This is a genomic window from Rathayibacter sp. AY1B5, assembly GCF_002932795.1.
Taxonomy (GTDB): Bacteria; Actinomycetota; Actinomycetes; order Actinomycetales; family Microbacteriaceae; genus Rathayibacter.
Genome location: NZ_PSWM01000011.1, coordinates 56,895 through 75,873, shown reverse-complemented (window position 1 = coordinate 75,873; position 18,979 = coordinate 56,895). Strand labels below are relative to the sequence as shown.

Sequence of the window (18,979 nt, the reverse complement as noted above, 5' to 3'; positions counted from 1 at the left end):
CGACGCCGCCCCTCCCCTGTCACCGGCCTAGCGGCAGGTGAGCGCCGAGTACGGCGCGGCGGCCGTCCTCGTGCCGTTCGCGTCCTTCGAGGCGACGCTCACCTCGCCCGCGGCGACCGAGGTCGCCCGAGTGGTGAAGGCGGCGGAGACGGACTTGCCGGGAGCGACCCCGGTGAAGGTCCTGCTCCCCCACTGCGAGCCGACGGTCATCTCGACCGTGGAGCCGCTCGTGTTGGTGCCGGTCGCGGTGACCGTCACCTTGCCGGCGACGCAGCGGCTCGCGGCCGAGGCCGTCAGCGACGGTCCGGGAGGAGCCGTGGCGGTGATGGTGGCGATGGCCGGCGTCGCTGCCGAGTTGGCGAGCTGTCCGCGTACCTGCACGGTGTCGCCCGCCTTCTTCAGCGAGCTGAGATCGGCCGTCTCCCACGTCACGGCGACCGTCTCGCGGTGACCGTCCTTGAACGTCGCGCCCACCGTGGCGGGCAGGTCGACGGTGGTCGATCCGGCCTGCACGGTCCGCGCCACGGCGTCGATCGAGGTCACCAGGAGCGACGGGTTCCACTTCGCGGCGAGCCCGTCGCGCTCCTTCGCGGTGATGGAGACGACGGATCCGTGACGGGGCGAGGTCGGCAGCGAGAAGCTGCTGGGGATCGTCCACTGGATGTCGCCCTCGAGCGAGTTCGTGCCGAGCGGGATGTAGCCGCGTCCGCCGTAGTTGTCGGTCCAGAGGAAGTACTTGTACCCGGACCGGTCGCCCTCGTTGGTCTTGAAGATCTCGGGACCCTCGACCTCCGGCGTTCCGGCGGTGCGGCCGATGCAGGTGTCGATCAGGCTCCACGCGCCGGAGGCGGTGGTGGCACGGAGGTTCGTCGACTTCTGTCCGATGATGTCGGGCGAGGGGCAGCCGCTGGTCTCGGTCGCCTTCGTGAAGCGGTAGTAGGTGTCGCCGTCCTTGAGCATCGTGGCGTCGATCAGTCCGTTGCTCTTGTTGAGCGAGGGGACGTCAGCGGCCTTGAACCAGACCTCGGGGGTGGTGAAGTCGCGGAAGTCGCGGGTGGTGGACGTGAGGATCTGCGGTCCGTTGCCGTCCTCGACGTTGCGCGTGCTGTCGGTGAAGAGGGCCGAGGTCCAGTAGACGACGTAGGCGTCGATGGTGGGGTCGTAGGTGGCCTCCGGCGCCCAGGTCATGCCCGCGTTCGGCAGGTTGACCTCGACGTGGCGCTGCTGGCCCCAGTTGACGAGGTCCGTGGACTCCCAGATCTCGAGGTAGCGGCTGCCGCGGTTGGTCGATCCGCCGAAGCCGGTGGTGCCGACGGAGAGGTCGGTGGCCATCAGGAAGAAGCGGTCGCCCTCCTTCGAGCGGAAGATGAACGGGTCCCGCAGGCCCTTCGTGCCCAGGGTGGAGGTGAGGATCGGCTGGGCGTCGTTCAGGGTCTTCCACCTGAGCGAGTCGTTGCCGTCGGAGGTCGCGAAGCGGATCTTCTCGCCCTCGATGCTGTCGCCGGTGAAGTACGCGAACAGGTACGCGTCGAGGTCGCTCGCGGCCACGGGGGCCGCGGCCGGAACGGTGCGCGTGAGCGTCCGCACGAGGGGCGTGGTGCCGGGGACGGTGATCGTCGCGGTGAGGGTGACGGTGGTGTCGGCGGACGGACGCGTGAGCGAGCCCTTCGCGACGACGTTCGGCGCGGTGCCCTTGTCGGCGGAGGTGATGACGGCCTCGTTCGACGAGGTCCAGGTCACCACGGCGCTGGAGCTGTTCGCGCGCGCGGCGGTGGTGGCGACGTCGGCTCCGGTCGAGGGCAGGTTCAGGCTGCCGCGCACCGGTCCGGCGAGGGCGGGATCGTTGGTGATGCCGTCGGCGACGGCCCGGGCGAGCTCGGCCTCGGCGCTGTCACCGGCGGCGTACGCCGGGACGAAGACGGTGGTCGCACGGCCGACGACGGTGATGCCGCCGTGGACGGCGGTCGGGGTCAGCGTGACGGTGGCGTCCGGGCTGCCTGCGGCGGGCCGGGTGACGACGCCGCTGGTGCTGACGACGCCGGGGGCGCTCGACGTCCAGGTGATCGTGGAGCCGTTGGCGCCGGTCGTGGGGAGAGTGAGGTTCGAGGTGACGTTCGAGGTGTCGCCGAGCGACACGGCGGCGTCCTGGTTCGCGAGCACCGAGTGCACGGACGCGGCGCTCTGCTGCACCTGGCCGGCGGTGAGCGCGGAGGTCCACACCTGCATGTCGTCGATGGCCCCGGCCCAGTAGGCGTCCGCGCCGTAGAAGGACTTGCCGAGGAAGCCGGAGAACGTGGAGGTGCCGATCGCCGAGGCGGCGGTGAAGGTCGTGCTGCCCTGGCCGACGAGGGTTCCGTCGAAGTAGGTCGAGACCGACTGGCCGCCCTTGACGACGACCGCCATGTGCACCCAGCGGTTCGCAGCGACCGGAGTGGTGCCTGCGGCCCGCACCTCGGAGCCGTTCTTGATCGCACCGAAGCCCGCGGGTCCGCACTTCGTGGTGGAGAGGACGTGGGAGTCGACGCTGGAGCCGAGCGTGAAGGGCCAGGTGCAGTCCGGAGCACCGCTCCAGCGCAGCCAGGCGGACATCGTGACGTCCTGCGTGCCGGCGGGGATCAGGCCCGGGGCGATCCGGACGTGCGGCGCGGCCGACGTGCTCGATCCGCCCGGGAGCGAGAGAGCGCGGTCGGTGGAGGCGCCGGAGGGGCCCGCGACGCTGGTCGCGCCGGCGTTGATCAGGGTGCCGGGGTGGTTGCCCGGAGCGGAATCGGCGACGACGGCTCCGTTGGCGAGCGTCGCGCCGATGCCGTCGAACGAGTACTGCAGCGCGGGAGCGGGAACGGTCTCGGCGGCACCGGCGGCACCGATCGGTCCGAGGACGCCGCCGAGGCAGGCGATGGCGAGCGTCAGCGCGGCGCCCGCTCGGGGGAGGCGTGAGCGCCGGGTGCGCTCCTGCCGGGGGGTTCGTGACATGAGGGGGTCCTTCAGGTGAGGGGTCGGAGGGGGAGGACGGAGCCCGCGTGACCGGCCGGCGGAGTGGTGAGTCCGGCGTTCGTCTGGCGGGGAGGGAATCGCCGGGAGGCGGCCCGGGACGCGGGCCCGGCGACCCGCGATCGGGAGGCGGACACCGACGTGCGGGCGAGGATGTGGCGTCGCGCGGTGCGGGCGCCGACAGCGGTCACCGCGTGGGAGGTGTCGGCGGGGTCGGCAGCCGTCGGGGCCGGGCGTGGGCCTGCGGCGGGTGGATGCGGCGGGAGGGTGGTGCTGTCGTCATCATCGACGTTCCTCTCAGGTTCGCCTTCGAACCGGTCGGAGTGGGACGCGAGCCGCGAGGACGCGCTCGCCCACTTCAGGGGACACCGTACCGACTTTTGTTAACGGTAACAATGGCGGATTCCCGGGGGATGCCGCAGCAGCGGCGAGTGTGAGCGCTCTCTCCCCGCGAGCACGGGGATCCGCGTCGACGGATCACCCGCGCACGGCGGGGCTCGAACCTGATCCGCTCGAGCCCGGCACTTGACACCGGCTCCGGGACCGGTCGATGGTTGTCCACGTCAACATGCAGGTCGTGATCAGCTTCCCCTCCTACACGGAGCGTCGGCGCTGACGCGTCCCGCGGCGGGACGACCGGATCACCATCCCGGTCGCTCCGGCGCATTCTCTGCCGTGCTCCGATCCCTTCGGACACGGCTTCTTCCTGCGACCCTCACCCGCGTCCCTTCGGGGACGCCGGATGTCTGTGAAAGGCACCCATGTCCCGGACAACGAAGTCCCACCCGTCCAAGCGCCTGATCGGCGCCGTGATCGCGGCCGTCGTCGGCATCACGACCTTCGGCATCAGCTCGCCCGCCTCTGCGGCCACCGCCCCGGTCGGCCTCGGATCGGCGCAGGAGATCCGCAACCAGCACAGCAGCATGTGTCTCGACGACTTCGACTTCGGGACTCAGCCCGGAGCCGAGGTGCGGCAGTGGAGCTGCACCGAGGGGAGCAACCAGCGCTGGCAGGTCACCGACCTCGGCACAGGCTACGCCGAGATCAAGAACACCTTCAGCAACCTCTGCCTCGACAACTTCGACTTCGGCACCACCCCGGGCTCGGAGGTGCGGCAGTGGAGCTGCAACGGCAGCACCGCCCAGCAGTGGCGGATCACCTCCGTCGGCGGAGGCTACGCCGAGATCGCCAATCGGCACAGTGACCTCTGCCTCGACAACAAGGACTTCCGCCAGCTCGACGGCTCCCCCATTCAGCAGTGGACCTGCACCGGCTCCAAGGCCCAGCGCTGGGCACTGACCGATCCGACCGTGCAGAAGATCACCTGGACGCTGAACCGGGTCGCGAGCCCGACCGCTGACGAGGCCGACGCCTACGCCCGCATCACCGACGCGATGGACCGCGCCGTGGCCCGCTACAACCGCCTCAGCAACATCTCCCGCTCCCTGACCGTCTCGTACAGCCCCGGAACCCCGACGGCCGATGCGAACATCTACGGCCAGATCCGCTTCGGCAAGGAGCGCGTCTACATGGTGGAGGGCACCGCCATGCACGAGATCTCGCACACCGTGGGCTTGGGCACGTCGACCACCTTCAACACGAACTGCGAGAACAGCAGCTGGGACTCGGCCCTGGCACTGCTGCGCACCTGGGACGGACCGGACGCGACGATCCAGTGCACCCCGGGTCACATCTTGAACTACGGCCTCAACTACAACAGCGAGTTCAGCCAGCTGAACCTCGAGCGCCACGTGAAGCTGGTGCAGTCCATGCTCAGTGACGGCATGTAGCCGTCACTCGAGGCACGCCCGAACGAGCATCCTCGCCGCCCCTCGCGGGCGGCCGGCGCCGGCGGGGCGGGGAACCAGAGCCCTCCCCCCCGCCGGCGCCGCAGGCCCCGATGTCTCCCTCCGGAGGCGCGGGGCAGCGGAGCGCTCGGGAGTCGAGGAGGGCCCCTCGACCGGGTGGTCGCAGCCGACGTGCCGGACGCCGCACCCTGGGGAGGGGGCGTCCGGCACGTCTTCCTCGTGTCGGCGCCGTCCGGTCCGCCGGACCCCCCGGAGGCGCATGACGGGCGGCGTCTGCGGGCGCTAGCGGTTCTGCTCGACGGTGCTCGGCGCGGTCCGGTGCGTCTCCGGCGCCTCCGTGCCGACGGGCTCCGCCTCCCCGCTCGCCGCGGCCTCCCGCAGGTACTGCGCCGACATGACGCGGTAGGAGCGGGTGAGCATCGCCGCGCCGGCCGCGATGATCATGACGACTCCGCCGACCAGGAACACCAGCGCGATCCCCCGGCCGATGCCGTCGCCGAGCAGCCCGCCGAAAGCCGAGCGCCCGGCCGGCGACTCCATGTACGGGATGAGCGCGAACTCGGCGATCGGGGCGATGAGGAACGACGTGATCGGAGCGGCGGCCGACTCGAACGCCGCCGCGAAGCCGAAGACGCGCCCCTGGGTCTCGAAGGGGACGACCTTCTGGATCACCGTCTGCTCGGCGGCCTCGACCGCCGGGATCAGGGTCATGTAGATCCAGATGCCGCCGGCGTAGAGCCACCACCAGTCGCGGAGGGTGAAGACCGCGCCGATCAGGCCCATCGCCATCACGAGCAGCAGCATCGTCCGGATCGGGTTCCTCCCGAGACCGAACCTCGCGACGAGCAGACCGCCGATGACGAAACCGGTCGCCGTCACTCCGAGCACCACGCCCCACAGCTCGACCGGGAACAGCTCGAGGCCGTACGGGTCCATCAGCGCCATGTAGACGCCGCCGATCAGGTTGTTGAACGTCGAGAAGACGAGGAGCGCGAACAACCCGGTCGCCGCCCGCACCGCGGTGATGCTGCCGCGGAGATCGATCAGCGGCGCCCTCTCCCCCGTCGGCGCGGGCCGGTCCTCCGGGATGCGCAGGAAGAGGAGGTGCAGGAGCGCGGCGGCGGAGAGGCCGATCGCGATCACCAGCGTCCACCCCATGCCGAGCAGGCCGATGGCGAGCCCGCTGAAGACGCTCGTCACCACGAAGGCGAGGCCCTGGACCGTGCCGACGAGGCCGTTCGCGCGGGCGTGCCCCTCCACCGGGACCAGCAGGGTCACCGTCGTGGACAGGGCGATGTTGCGCATGTTCTCGATGACGGCGCCGAAGAGGATCGTTCCCGAGAACACCCAGAACCAGGGGGCGCGGAAGTCCAGGAGCGCCGCCTCGGGCAGCGCGAGGAAGAGACCGCCCGCGACGCCGAACGACACGAGCGTGACCGCCCCGGCGAAGACCATGACGCGGAACTTGCGGTGCCGGTCCACGATCGTGCCGAAGGCCATCGCGAAGACCGCGACGAGCAGCATGTAGGCGCCGCCGATGATCCCGGTCGCCAGGACGGAGCGCGTCTCGAGGTACACCCAGAACGTGAGCGCGAACCAGAGGAAGCTCGTCGTCACGTTCGCGACGGCGGTGTTGAGGAGGATCTGGTGGAAGTCGCGGAGCCTCGTCGAGGCGTCGACGGCGGGTCCGGGCACGGGGGCGGTCGAGGACACGGCTTCCCTCCGCTCGCGACGGCGCCGTCGGTCCCGCGGCGGGAGTCGAGGGTCGTCGCAGCCACTGTAGGACCGCGCCGTCGGCGAGTCGAGAGGGGCCGGGCGTCCGGCGGGGATGCGCTGCCGCCTCCCGCGCGGAACGAGGGCGCCGCCGCCCTCGCGACCCGGATCAGCGGGCCTCGGGGGCGGCGGCGCCGACGGGTCAGACGATGGCGGCGCGGAGGGCCGCGGCGGCCTCGCCGACGTCCGGGGCGCCGTAGATGGCCCCGCCCGCGACGGCCACGAGGGCGCCGGCGCGCTGCACCGACTCGATGGTGGCGGTGCTCACGCCGCCCGCGACCGAGAACGGCACGCCGGAGGACTCGCCGTCGCGCAGCAGGGTCTCGAAGGTGAAGCCCTCCTCCGCCTGCTCGTCCAGACCGGCGTGCATCTCGACGAACTCGGCGCCGAGGGCGACGACCTCGCGGGCGCGGGCGGCCTTGTCGGGCACGCCGATGAGGTCGACGACGACGCCCTTGCCGTGCTTCCTCCCGGCGGCGATCGCGCCGGCGATGGTGCTGTCGCCGGCGACGCCGAGGACCGTCACGAGGTCGGCGCCGGCCGCGAAGGCCATGTCGGCCTCGAGCTCGCCCGCGTCCATCGTCTTGAGGTCGGCGAAGACCGTCTTGTCGGGGTGCGCCTCCTTGATGGCGGTGATGGCGGAGAGGCCGGCGCTCTTGATGAGCGGGGTGCCCAGCTCGAGGATGTCGACGTGCGGGGCGGCGGCAGCGGCGAGCTCGAGGGCGGCGTCGGTGCTGAGGGTGTCCATGGCGAACTGGAGCTTCACGGGGTTCTTCTTCCTGTCGAGGTGGGGAGTCGGGTCATTCGAGGTTCGCGTGGCGCGGCCAGAGCTCGTCGGCGCTGTCGCCGCGGCGCTGCCAGAGCGCGTGGAACAGGGCGTCGCCGGTGAGCACGACGACCTGCTCGAAGAGCCCGCCGGAGTACTGCGCCGAGGCGGCCCCGGAGCGGTCGAGCTTGTCGGCGGCGGGCACGACCACCACGGCGGAGGCGAGCCCGGCCAGCGGGGAGTCGGCGGCGGTCGTGATCGCCGCGACCCGCGCTCCGGCGTCGACGGCGGCCTGCGCGGCGCGGACGATGCCCCCGGTGGTGCCGGAGCCGCTCGCGGTGAGCAGCACGTCGCCGCCGCGGATCGCCGGGGTCGTCACGTCGCCGACCACGTGCACGACGAGTCCGAGGTGCATGAGGCGCATGGCGGTCATCCGCAGGGCGAGGCCGGAGCGGCCGGCGCCGTGGACGAAGACGCGGTCGGCGCCGGCGAGCAGCTCGAGGACGGGCTCGAGCCGGTCGGTCGTCAGCGAGGCGGTCGCGGCGGACACCTCGGCGGCGATCACGGCGAGCGCCTCTGCGGGGTCGGTGGTGCGGTCGTCAGCGGGCATGGGTCCACAGTGAGCCCGGCGACCGGATCCGCGCGCCACCTGATCGAGGAGGTCCGCCTACCCGATCGGGTGGGCGATGCCGCTCGCGGGTAGGACGGGTAGGTTCGGAGGATGGATCCCGCCGAGTCCCCCGCCTCCCGCACCCTGCTGCAGCAGCACGCCCGCACGGTGGCCGAGCAGGCCGACCGGCACGCGGTGGCGCTGGAGTCGGTGCTCGCCGCCCTGCGCGCCGAGCGCCTCGACGACCGTGCGGCCCGCACCGTCGCGATCGACATCGCCGCGAACGCCCTGGTCGAGCTGCGCACCGCCTCGGACGAGCAGCGCAGCGCGATGCTGGAGCCCGTCGTGGGCGCGTTCGCGCGGCTCCGGAGCGACCTGCGCCCGCTCGTCCGCTTCGGCGACCTCGACGTGCAGTTCGTCGAGCCGCCCGCCACCGGGCGCGCCCTCCCCGGCGAAGTGGCGCACGGGGCCCGCGCGATCGTGCGGAGCGCCGTGCTGGCGTTCGTGGAGTCGGAGCAGACGCGCCGGGTGCGGATCCAGTGGGACTGCGACGGGCTCAACCTGCTCATCGAGATCCGCGACGACGGCCGGGGCGAGCTGACGACCCGCGACGACGCCCTGCGCCCGATCGCCGAGCGCGTGCGCGGGCTCGACGGGGAGCTCTCGGTCGCGTCGACCGCGGGCTGGGGGTCGACCCTGTCGATCCGCCTCCCCCTCGATCCGCCGGCGCAGCCCGACGGGCTCGACCTCGCCGAGCTCAGCGCCCGCGAGCGGGAGGTGCTGAACCTGATCACGCTCGGCGCCTCGAACCAGCGGATCGCGGACGACCTCGGCATCAGCGGCAACACCGTGAAGTTCCACGTGTCGAACCTGCTGCGCAAGGCCGGCGCCCGCACCCGGGCGGAGCTGGCGGCGCTGGCGCGCTGATCGATCCGGGTGCCCCGTCCTGGCAGAGCCGCCCTCGCAGTGCCGCCCCCGGACGCACGGACGGGCCGCGGCGGCCGCCGAGGGTCTCCCCCTCCTGCGGCGCCGCGGCCCGTCCGGCCGATCAGCGCGCCCCGATCACTCGCTCCGGAGCAGCCCGAAGCGGAATCGGCCGGAGCCGTCGAGCGTGTCGTCGATGCCCGAGATCGTGGAGGAGGCGATGACGGTCTCCGTGCCCTCGAGGAGCGGCACGGTGATCGCCTTCTCCGCCGCGAGGCGCTGCGCCTCCTCGATCGCCGCGGTGCGCTCGTCGCCGGGCGCCAGGCTCCGCTCGCGCAGCACGACCTCGTTGTAGGCGTCGTCCTTCACGGCGGCGCCGAGGATGGAGGGGGCCTCGTCGGTGCCGTAGAGCAGGTTCAGGTAGTTGTCCGAGGCCGGGTAGTCCGCGAACCAGCCCTGCTGGTAGAGCGGGTAGGACGTCGACTTCTCCTTCACGTACTGCGTCCACTCCGTCGACTGCAGGTCGACCGTGAACAGCCCGCTGCGCTCGAGCTGGTTCTTGATGAGCGCCTACTCGTCCGAGGTGCTGGAGCCGTAGTGGTCGGTGTTGTACTGCAGCTTGAGATCGACGGGACCGGTGATCCCGGCGGCCTGGAGCGCGGCGGCGGCCTCGTCCGCGCTGGGACCGCCGCTCCCGTCGCCGAAGGCCTGCTCGTACGCCGGCGTCGATCCGGTCAGGGCGCTGGGGACGATCGAGTAGACCGGCGCGTAGGTGCCCTTGTAGACCTGGTCCGACAGCTCGTCGCGGTCGATCAGGTCGGCGACGGCGGTGCGGACGGCGAGCGCCTTGTCGGCGTCGGCCTCGGGGGTCGCGGAGCCGTAGGGCATGGTCTCGGGGTTGAAGACGAGGAAGCGCATCTCGGCGCCGGGACCGGAGTGCACCGTCAGGCCCTCCTCGCCGCGGAGGTCCTCGGTGTCGTTCGCGTTCAGCGTGCGGTAGGCGACCGCGATCTCGCCGCGCTGGATGTCGAGCTTGAGGTTGCTCTCGTCCGCGTAGTAGCGGACGATCACGGACTCGTTGGCGGCGGCGCCGAGGAGGCCGTCATAGGAGTCGTTGCGGGTGAGCTGCACGAGCGAGTTCAGCGTGTAGCTCGTGATGGAGTACTGCCCGCTGAAGGCGTCGCCGGCGACGATGTCGTCGTCGGTGGTGAGGGAGTCGGCCGAGAAGACGTCCTCGTCGACGATCGCGGCGGCGGGGCTGGTGAGGATCTGGGGCCAGAGGGCGTTGTCCGGGGTGGCCAGCGTGAAGACGACGGTGGAGTCGTCCTCCGCCTCGACCGAGACCATGTCCGAGAGCAGCGACGAGGGGCCGTTCGGAGCGGCGATCGCCACCTGGCGCTCGAAGGTGAAGACCACGTCCGAGGCGGTGAGCGGATTGCCGTTGGCGAAGGCGGCGTCCTCGCGCAGGGCGACGCGGTAGTGGGTCGGGTCGGTGAACTCGGCCGAGGCCGCGAGGTCCGGCACGGGATCCGTCGATCCGGGGGCGGAGGTCAGCAGCCAGGAGAAGACCTGGTTCTGCAGCGTCGCCGAGCCGAGATCCCAGGAGCCGGCGGGATCCAGGGCGGTGACCTTGTCCGTGGTCCCCAGGAGGATCCCGGGGGGCGCCTGGGCGCCGGTGGTGCCCGGCGAGCAGGCGGTGAGGGCGACCGGCGTCGTGCCGTCGCGGTTCCTGCTACTCGAGCAGCTTGCCCGCGGTGGCGACCTCGCCGCTGATCAGCGCCTGGATCTCCTCCGGCACCGCGGGGATCTCCTCGCGGGTGATCCCCGTGGAGGGCGACCAGACGAGGTTCACCTGGAGGGCCGGGTCGAGGTCCGGGTAGTCGCTGCGGTTGTGGCAGCCGCGGCTCTCGCGGCGCTCGAGGGCGGCCTCGAGCGTGGCCCGCGCGGCCATCGCGGCCGACTTGAGGTCGAAGGCGTGTGCGAGGTCCTGGAAGCCGGCGATGTCCGGATGCACGCCGATGTCGGCGATGCGCGCCTCGATCGCGTCCAGCTCGGCGAGCCCGGCGAGCAGGCCCTCCTCGTCGCGGACGACTCCGGCGTGCTCGGTCATCGTGTTGCGGATCGCCCGCTGCAGGGCGCGGACGTTCTCGGTGCCGTCGGCCGCGAGCAGGCCGGCGATCTCGTCGCGGGCGACCTGCACGGACGCGGCCGAGCGGGTCTGCGCGGTCAGCGAGGCGGAGTACTCCGCGGCCGCCTGCCCGACGATCCGGCCGAACACCAGCAGCTCGATCAGCGAGTTGCCGCCGAGGCGGTTCGCGCCGTGCAGCCCGCTGGAGGCCTCGCCGATCGCGTAGAGGCCGGGGACGTCGGTGCTGTGGTCGTCCGAGCGCACCCAGACCCCTCCCATCGAGTAGTGCGCGGTGGGCGCGATCTCGATCGGGTCCTTCGTGATGTCGAGCATCTGCAGCTCGAGCATCGTCTGGTACACCCGCGGCAGCCGGGTCATGATCGTCTCGCGCGGCAGGTGCGAGACGTCGAGCCAGACTCCGCCGTTCGGCGTGCCGCGACCCTCCTTGATCTCGGTGTAGCAGGCGAGGGCGACGCGGTCGCGGGTCGAGAGCTCGAGGCGCTCCGCGTCGTACTTGCCCATGAAGCGCTCGCCGAGGCCGTTGCGGAGGATGCCGCCCTCGCCGCGGGCCGCCTCGGAGATGAGGGTTCCGGCCGCGTTCTCGGGCTCGATGATGCCCGACGGGTGGAACTGGACCAGCTCGGGGTCGCGCAGGCGGCCGCCGGCCTCGACGGCCAGGCGGAACGAGTCGCCGGTGTTCTCGTCCCGACGGGAGGAGGTGCGGCGCCAGATGCGGTTGTGCCCGCCCGCGGCGAGGATCACCGCGTCGGCGTGGATCAGGTAGCGGGTGCCGTCGACGAGGTCGAAGCCGTAGGCGCCGAACACGGCTCCGTCCTCGTTGACGAGGATGCGAGTGACGTAGACGGTGTCCAGGATCGGGATCTCGAGCTGGGCGGCCCGGTTGACGAGCGTGCGCTGGATCTCGAGGCCGGTGTAGTCGCCCGCGAAGGCGGTCCGGCGGTAGGTGTGCGCCCCGAAGAAGCGCTGCGAGATGCGGCCGTCGTCCTCGCGGGCGAACGGCATGCCGTAGCGCTCGAGGTCCTGGATGCCGCGGGCAGCGTTGGAGGTGACGATCTCGACCGTGTGCGGGTTGGCGAGCTGGTAGGACTCGGTGATGGTGTCGGCCGCGTGCTGCTGCCAGCTGTCGTCGGGGTCCATCGTGGCGAGGGCGGCGTTGATGCCGCCGGCGGCGAGGGAGGTGTGCGCATCCGACTTCGAGCGCTTGCCGAGCGCGAGGACGTCGACGCCCGCCTCGGCGAGCTCGATCGCGGCGCGCAGGCCCGATCCGCCGGTGCCGATGACGAGGACGGAGGTGGAGATCCGACGCTCCGGTGCGGTGGTCTCTGAAGTGGTCATGCCTCCACGCTAGGCACCGCGCTTCGATTACTCCAATGCATAATGCTGGGCACCGCCATGCACGTAGGGTATGGTCATGGATCTCGAGCAGCTGACCGGATTCGTCGAGGTCGCCCGCCTCGGCAGCTTCACCCGCGCCGCCGACGAGCTGCACCTCGCGCAGCCCTCGCTGAGCCGCCGGATCGCCGCGCTGGAGCAGGACCTCGGCTCGGAGCTCTTCCACCGGGCGCGCTCCGGCAGCACCCTCACGCCGGCCGGCGAGCTGCTGCTGCCGCTCGCCCGGCGCATGCTCGCCGACGCCGGATCGGTGCGCCGCGAGCTGGCCGAGCTGGCCGGGCTCGAGCGCGGCCGGGTCCGGTTCGGCGCGACGCCGACGCTCTGCATCAGCCTCGTCGCGGAGGTGCTGCACGCCTTCCACTCCGCGCATCCCGCCGTGGAGCTGCACCTCGCCGAGGACGGGTCGCGGAGCCTCTTCGACCGGCTGGCCCGCGGCGAGCTCGACCTGGCGCTGGTGACGACCTCGACCGCGGCCGCTCCCGGCGCCTTCACGGTGACCCCGCTGCTCGTCGAGGAGCTCGTCGTGGTCTCCTCCGCCGCGGAGCCTCCCCTCGCCGCGACCGGCGCGCTCGACCTGGCGGCGGTCGCCCGCCTCCCGCAGATCGTGTTCAACTCCAGCTACGACCTGCGCCGCACGACCGACGCCGCGTTCGCCGCCGCGGGCCTGGAGCCGGACGTGGTGCTGGAGGGCGCCGAGATGGACGCGGTGCTGCGTTTCGCCGAGCGGGGCCTGGGCGTCGCGGTCGTCCCGGCGATGGTGCTGCAGGGGCGCCCGGGGCTGCGCTCGATCCGCATCGAGGAGCCGACGCTCGAGAAGCCCACGCTGACCCGGACGATCAGCCTCGCGCGCCCGGCGGACCTCGCGCCGACCGCCGCGGCGCGGGTCATGCAGCGCACCGTCGCGGCGACCGCCCGCGCCTTCGCCGCCCAGGCCGGCGGCACGATGCGCCTGGCCGACAGCCGCTGATCGAGCGGGGGTCCCGACACGCAAGCGGGGCCGGCACGAGGAGCACCCGCCGACGGCGGTCCGCGCCCTCCCTGCACGCTGATCGAGCAGCCCCGCACGGGGCGTGTCGAGATCCCCCCCCCCCGCGCAGGAGCGCCCCCGACCCCGCAGGGCCGGGGGCGCTCCCCGGTGGTTCAGCCGTGCGCTACGAGCACGGGCGCGCCGCGTACGGAGCGCTCACCTCCGTCTCGACGGGGGCGCCGTTCCTCGTGGCCGTGGCCTCGACGGTCACCGCACCGGCCGGCAGGTCCGCCTGACGGGTGGTGAAGGCGTGCGACACGGTCTTGCCGGGCGCCACCGAGGTGAACGTCTTCGTGCCGGACGTCGACGTGAAGGTCACGCCGACCGGGACGTCGGAGCCGTTGCTCGCCTGGACGGTGACGATCGCCTTGCCCGCGATGCAGCGGGTCGCCGCGCTCGCCGTGATGTCGAGCGCCGGAGCCGCCTCGCCCTCGGTGAAGGCGAAGGTGTCGAGCTCGAACAGGTCGCCGGCGGGTCCGGAGTAGCTGAAGAACACGTCGTGCACTCCGGTCGCTCCGGTCAGCGCGGCGCTGACGTCGGTCCACTCGCCGGTCGTCCCGTTCACCGCGACGGTGCCCGCGACGGGCCCGGTCTCGGAGTCGAGGCGGACCGTGACGGTGCCGCCGGCCTGCAGCGCCTTGGCCTTCGCGGTGAACGTCGCGGCTCCGGTGTCCCCGAAGTCGACGGCGGACAGCGCGGTCCAGTCGCCGTTGTCGAGGTCCTTCAGCACGAGGTTCTGCGTCGCGCCCGCGGCGGGGGTGCCGAGCGGCGCGGTCGCGATGCCCTTGCTCCAGCCGATGGTCTCGGCCGGGAAGGTGCGGTACGGATCGAAGTCCTTCACCTGGTCGACGCCCTTGTAGTCGCCGACCACCTGCTGCACCGTGCCGTCGGCGTTGAACTGCAGCTCCTGGATGTGCGGGCTGCGGTACCCCTGGGTGGTGTCGCCGTTGATCCGCTTGTTGAGCGTCGGCGCGTGGTAGGTGAAGTAGTACTTGCCGCCCAGCTCGAACACCGACTGGTGGTTGTTGCCGCCGGTGCCGTTTCCGAAGAAGCGGCTCTGGTTCGGGAACATCACGCCGGCGTAGTTCTCCTTGGGCCAGGACATCGGGTCGTCCGAGATCATGTAGCCGATCTCGCCGCCGCCCGGGTAGCCGGGCTCGCGGGTCTGGTTGCCGCCGAAGTCGTTGCCGCCGAAGTGGGACGAGTACGAGAGGTAGTACTTGTCCTGGCGCTTGAACACCTGGGCCGCCTCGAACGCGACGGGCGCGTCCACGACGGCGGAGGTGCCCTGGGTCGAGATCATGTCGTCGCCGAGCTCGATCACTCGGATGTTCTTCGGGTTGTTGAAGCGCTCGGCCGCGGGGAGCGCGGTCGAGGCGGGTCCGCCTCCGAAGAACAGGTAGCCCTGGCCGTCGTCGTCGACGAGCGGTGCCGGGTCGAACTTCCACGCGACCGCCTCGGCGCCCGGGGTGGACGCGTTGATGAGCGTGGAGGTGCGCTGGCTGGTCCACGGGCCCACCGGCGAGTCGCCGGTGATCACGTTGCTGGAGCCGCCGCCGTTGGCGTAGTAGAGGAAGTACTTGTCGACGCCGTTCACCGTCTTCTTCGCCATGCCGGGAGCCCACGAATTGCCGGTGTAGGGCGCGACTCCGGTGGAGCCGGCGACCTGGATCTCGCCGTGGTCGGTCCAGTTGACGAGGTCGTCCGAGGAGATCACGGTGATCTGGTTGATCTTGCCGTAGTCGATTCCGGCCGAGACGCCCGTGGCGGGGTTCGGCGCGTAGCCCTGGGTGTCGTTCGTCATGTACATGTACACGCGGCCGTTCTCGACGAAGCCGAAGCCGTCGGCGCCGAACTTCCAGCCCATGAGCGGGTTGTGGTCGCCCGGGATCTTGCCCACGACCTCGACGGTGCGCGAGGCGGGCGCAGGAGGCGCCGCTCCGACCAGCGAGACGTCGTCGAGCTTGTAGTCCATCAGGTGCGTCTCGGGCGCGGCCGACGGCGTCGCGGTCCACGGCGTCTCGAAGAAGAGGCGCGCGGTGGCGACGCTCTGCCCGGCGGGGATGGTGAACGATCCGTTGATCGTCGCCCACTGGCCCTTGGTGGCGGTGACGCTCGCGAGGTTCGTGTAGGTGCCTCCGCCGTAGTGCATGGTGGCGAAGAACTGCTTGGTCGCGGGGCTCGCGGCGTTCTCGTACTTGATCTGCGCCTTGACCTGGTAGGTCTGGCCGGCGACGACCTTGCCGCTGAGGTCCTGCATGGCGCCCGCGCCGGTGGTCGTGCGGCCGGTGACGAGCGCTGCGGCGGTGCCGGTGCGCGCGTCGGTGGTCGTCGCGACGGTGCCGGCGTCGGCAGCGTTGCCGTTGTTCACGAACCAGCTGCTGATGCCGCTCTCGAAGCCGCCGTTGACGATGAGCTCCGCCTCAGCGGCGGACGAGGTCTGGGCGGCGAAGGGGGCCACCAGGAGCGCGGTCAGCGCGGCCGTGGCCAGCAGCCTCAGCCGCAACCGCCCCTTCGGAGCGGCTTCTCGTTGTGGTGATCTCACGGATCCTCCTTGATCGTGTCGTGCAGGAGATCGTCGGCGACGGGTGCCGCTGACGCGTTCGGGGGCGGGGGCGGCCGCGCGGGCCGCCCCCGGAGTGCTCAGCCGCAGGACGCGGCCGGGTGGGGCGCTCTCACCGTGGTCGTCACCGGCTCGCCGTCGAGGGTGGCGGTCGCGGTCACGACCACCTCGGCGGCGGGGACCGAGGCCGCCCGCGTGGTGAAGGCGTGGCTCGTCGTGCCGCCGGGTGCGAGCGCGGCGACCGTCTTCGTGCCGGAGGCGCTCTCCATCCGGAGGGCGACGGGCACGTCGTCGGCGTTGGTCGCCCGCACGGTCACGACGACCTTCCCCGCGATGCAGCGGGTCGCGGCGGCGGCGGTCACATCGAGCGACGCCTCCTTCAGCGTCCCGAGGCGGGCCAGCTGGTAGCTGAGCGCGCGCTCCGGGGCGTCGATCTGGTTCTGCGTTCCCGCGGTGCCGACCGCCTGCGCCTTCGCGAGGACCGACTGGAGGTCGGACCAGGCGTCGGCCGGGTAGTCGTCGGAGCGGAGCGTCGCCGCGTGAGCGACGGCCGCGTCGAGCTGCGAGCGGTCGAGCGCCTTCCCCTCCGAGGAGAGGGTGTCGCTCAGGAGGAACTCGTCGACGTCGACGTGGCCGCCGGCGGTCTTCGTCGCGTAGCTGAACAGCCCGAGGCGGTGGCCCATGAAGTGCGTGAGCTGACCGTCGAGGGTCTGCGGGCCGACGCGGCTGCCGAGCTTCGTCCAGCTCGTCCCGTCGAGGCTGTACGAGAAGGTCGTCCAGAGCTGTCCGGCCGGGGCCGAGAGCTCGAGGTCGGCCTTCAGGCGCACCTGCGAGGCGTCGCCGAGGGCGGCGGTGGTGCCGGGGAGGAAGGACTCCACGGCCGCCTGGTCGAACGTGGTCGCGAACGGCTGGCTGCGGTTCACGACGCCGACGGTGGTGACGCCGTCCACGCGCTTGACCGCGACGGAGGAGAAGCCGCGGTTGTAGGCCGCGAGGCCGGCGACGTCGCCGTCCTTCATCCCGGAGACGTCGAACGCCGCCTCCGCCGACTGCTTCGGAGCCACGATGCGCTGGGAGAGCGTGTTGCGCGCCTCCTCCAGGTACGTCATCTCGGGCGAGCCCGAGAGACGCGTGTGCGCGGCCGTTCCGCTGAGCACCTTCCCGTTGGTGAGGCGGAGCCAGCCCTCGCGCTCGGTCAGCGACCAGTAGCGGTTGTCGGGGGCGTGGTTCCACTGCCAGGGGAGGGCGAGGGTCGAGCCGTTCGGCTCGATCTCGGCGGCCGTCGGGCGCTCGAGGGTGGGAGCGGCGCCGACGAGCGAGACGTCGTCGAGCAGGTACTCGGTGCTCGAGGACGCCGGCTGCGGGTTGCCCCACGGCGTCTCGACGGCGAACTTCACGCTGCCGACGTTCGCGGTCTCGGGCACCGTGTAGGTCCCCGTGATCGTCGTCCACTGCCCCTGCGTGACGGCGGCGGAGGCCATCGTCACGGGTCCCGCGCCGAAGTCGGCGCAGAGGTTGAAGCGGACCGACGCGGGGCCGGTCGTGTACTTCACCTTCGCGGACACGGTGTAGGTCACGCCGCGCTGCAGCTTGTTCGCGAGCACCTGGCTCGGGCCTGAGCCGTTGAGCGTGCGGGTGCCCACGCGGAGCGCGGCGGTGCCGGACGCCGGGTCGGTCGTGTCGGCCGACAGCGTCGCGCCGAACTGGCCGGCCCACGGCGCCGTCCCCGACTCCGCTCCCGGGTTCTGGAGCAGCTGCACGCCGAGCAGCGACGCGTCGTAGGAGGGCGCGGGCGGGATCGTCCACGACTCGTCCTGGTAGGCCTTCGCCGGGGCGTCGTTGTCGAAGTCGTCCGAGACGACGATGCTCTTCTGGCGCTCGAACAGCTCTTCCTCGGGGCTGAGGCGGATCGGCTTCGGGAAGCTCCCGCCCACCGGCACCGAGCCGTTCGTCCCGAACGTCGGCCAGCCGTCCTTCCACGTCGCCGGGATGAGCCCGGGGATGCGGCCGGTCGGGAAGCTGTCGCGGAAGAACATGCCGTGCCAGGCGGTCGAGCCGTCCTCCTTCGCGATCGGCACGAGGCTCCCCTGGGCGAACCCGCTGGAGTTCAGCACGCCCTTGCCCTCGTAGGGGTTGCTGCCGTCAGCGGTCGCGTAGCGGCCCAGCAGCTCGGAGGAGCGGAACAGCGCCACCTGGCGGCCCTGGCCCGAGGGCCAGGTGATGATGACGATGTAGTACTGCCCGTCGATGTACTGCACCTGCGCGCCCTCGAACAGGCCGCCGAGGTAGCCGGCCCCCGGGTAGTCGGAGGTGCGGAGGATGTTCGGGTACTCGGCGACGACGGTCGTCAGGTCCTCGCTCAGCTTCACGGCGCTGGTGGATCCGGAGCCGTAGAAGATGTACGGCGTGCCGCCGTCCGCGTCGTCGAAGAAGAGCGACGGGTCGTGGAAAGCGCGGCCGAGGGCCGTGCGGGTCCAGGCTCCGTCCTCGATGTCGTCGGTCGAGTAGAGGTAGGAGCCGCCGAGGTTGTTGGTGTTGAAGACCGCGTAGTAGCGGCCGTCGTGGTACCTCAGCGACGAGGCCCACTGGCCGTTGCCGTAGGAGTTCTGCCCGTTGCGGAGCGAGAAGCGGTCGCCGATCTCGAGCCGGTCGAAGACGTAGTTGACGATCTCCCAGTTGACGAGGTCGTAGGACTTCATGATCGGAGCACCCGGGCTCAGGTGCATCGTGGTGCTGATCATGTAGTAGATGTCGCGGCCCTCGTCGTTCTCGGACGCGGGCACGCGCTCGACGCTGACGTCGGGCACGTCGGCGTTCAGCAGCGGCACGGAGTAGGTGCCGTCGCCGCGGTCCGTCGACGTGTACGAGGCCTTCGGCGACCACGCGCCGGCCGCGGTCGCCGGAGCCGCACCGGAGGCGAGCAGGCCCGCCGCGAGGAGGGCGCCGATCGCCGTGGAGGCGACTGCGCGCATCGGG

At 71.8% G+C, this 18,979-nt stretch carries 12 protein-coding genes; 3 read left to right on the top strand and 9 right to left on the bottom strand.

What is annotated here, in order from left to right; genetic code table 11:
* Positions 1-27: 27 nt before the first annotated feature.
* Entirely contained in the window at positions 28-2,973 is a 2,946-nt protein-coding gene (locus C5D44_RS09010) for an immunoglobulin-like domain-containing protein (RefSeq protein WP_104281448.1), read from the bottom strand.
* 779 nt (positions 2,974-3,752) lie between these two features.
* Between C5D44_RS09010 and C5D44_RS09005 the strand changes: the two genes are divergently transcribed.
* Positions 3,753-4,781 (top strand): RICIN domain-containing protein, encoded by a 1,029-nt coding sequence (locus tag C5D44_RS09005; RefSeq protein WP_104277170.1) that lies wholly within the window; start codon positions 3,753-3,755, stop codon positions 4,779-4,781.
* 300 nt (positions 4,782-5,081) lie between these two features.
* On the opposite strand, the gene C5D44_RS09000 is transcribed toward C5D44_RS09005, so the two are convergent.
* The 3 genes from C5D44_RS09000 to hxlB all read right to left on the bottom strand — a co-directional run bounded on the left by C5D44_RS09000 (position 5,082) and on the right by hxlB (position 7,948).
* Positions 5,082-6,512 (bottom strand): MFS transporter, encoded by a 1,431-nt coding sequence (locus tag C5D44_RS09000; protein WP_104281447.1) that lies wholly within the window; start codon positions 6,510-6,512, stop codon positions 5,082-5,084.
* Between the two features lie 202 nt (positions 6,513-6,714).
* The gene (gene hxlA / locus C5D44_RS08995) at positions 6,715-7,338 is read right to left on the bottom strand and encodes a 3-hexulose-6-phosphate synthase (protein ID WP_104224387.1); all 624 of its coding nucleotides are present in this window, start codon (positions 7,336-7,338) and stop codon (positions 6,715-6,717) included.
* Positions 7,339-7,372: 34 nt separating this feature from the next.
* Positions 7,373-7,948: a 6-phospho-3-hexuloisomerase gene (hxlB, locus tag C5D44_RS08990; RefSeq protein ID WP_104249685.1), complete on the bottom strand. Its 576-nt coding sequence runs from the start codon at positions 7,946-7,948 to the stop codon at positions 7,373-7,375.
* Between the two features lie 111 nt (positions 7,949-8,059).
* Here hxlB and C5D44_RS08985 point away from each other — a divergent pair, with 111 nt between their 5' ends.
* Positions 8,060-8,875 carry a response regulator transcription factor family protein gene (locus C5D44_RS08985; protein WP_104262329.1) on the top strand — a complete coding sequence of 272 codons (816 nt, stop codon included), beginning with the start codon at positions 8,060-8,062 and terminating at the stop codon, positions 8,873-8,875.
* 135 nt (positions 8,876-9,010) lie between these two features.
* On the opposite strand, the gene C5D44_RS18485 is transcribed toward C5D44_RS08985, so the two are convergent.
* The 3 genes from C5D44_RS18485 to C5D44_RS08975 form a co-directional block, all read right to left on the bottom strand.
* Positions 9,011-9,367, bottom strand: coding sequence for a hypothetical protein (locus C5D44_RS18485; protein WP_258065014.1), 357 nt, complete (start codon positions 9,365-9,367; stop codon positions 9,011-9,013).
* Between the two features lie 75 nt (positions 9,368-9,442).
* Positions 9,443-10,396 (bottom strand): ABC transporter substrate-binding protein, encoded by a 954-nt coding sequence (locus C5D44_RS18480; protein ID WP_258067929.1) that lies wholly within the window; start codon positions 10,394-10,396, stop codon positions 9,443-9,445.
* A 208-nt stretch (positions 10,397-10,604) separates the two neighbouring features.
* The gene (locus C5D44_RS08975) at positions 10,605-12,356 is read right to left on the bottom strand and encodes an L-aspartate oxidase (protein ID WP_104281446.1); all 1,752 of its coding nucleotides are present in this window, start codon (positions 12,354-12,356) and stop codon (positions 10,605-10,607) included.
* 70 nt (positions 12,357-12,426) lie between these two features.
* Here C5D44_RS08975 and C5D44_RS08970 point away from each other — a divergent pair, with 70 nt between their 5' ends.
* Positions 12,427-13,380, top strand: coding sequence for a LysR family transcriptional regulator (locus C5D44_RS08970; RefSeq protein ID WP_104281445.1), 954 nt, complete (start codon positions 12,427-12,429; stop codon positions 13,378-13,380).
* Positions 13,381-13,564: 184 nt separating this feature from the next.
* On the opposite strand, the gene C5D44_RS08965 is transcribed toward C5D44_RS08970, so the two are convergent.
* Both C5D44_RS08965 and C5D44_RS08960 read right to left on the bottom strand, forming a co-directional pair.
* Positions 13,565-15,985: a family 43 glycosylhydrolase gene (locus C5D44_RS08965; RefSeq protein WP_219815337.1), complete on the bottom strand. Its 2,421-nt coding sequence runs from the start codon at positions 15,983-15,985 to the stop codon at positions 13,565-13,567.
* Positions 15,986-16,083: 98 nt separating this feature from the next.
* The gene (locus C5D44_RS08960; RefSeq protein ID WP_258067928.1) at positions 16,084-18,975 is read right to left on the bottom strand and encodes a family 43 glycosylhydrolase; all 2,892 of its coding nucleotides are present in this window, start codon (positions 18,973-18,975) and stop codon (positions 16,084-16,086) included.
* Positions 18,976-18,979 lie beyond the last annotated feature (4 nt).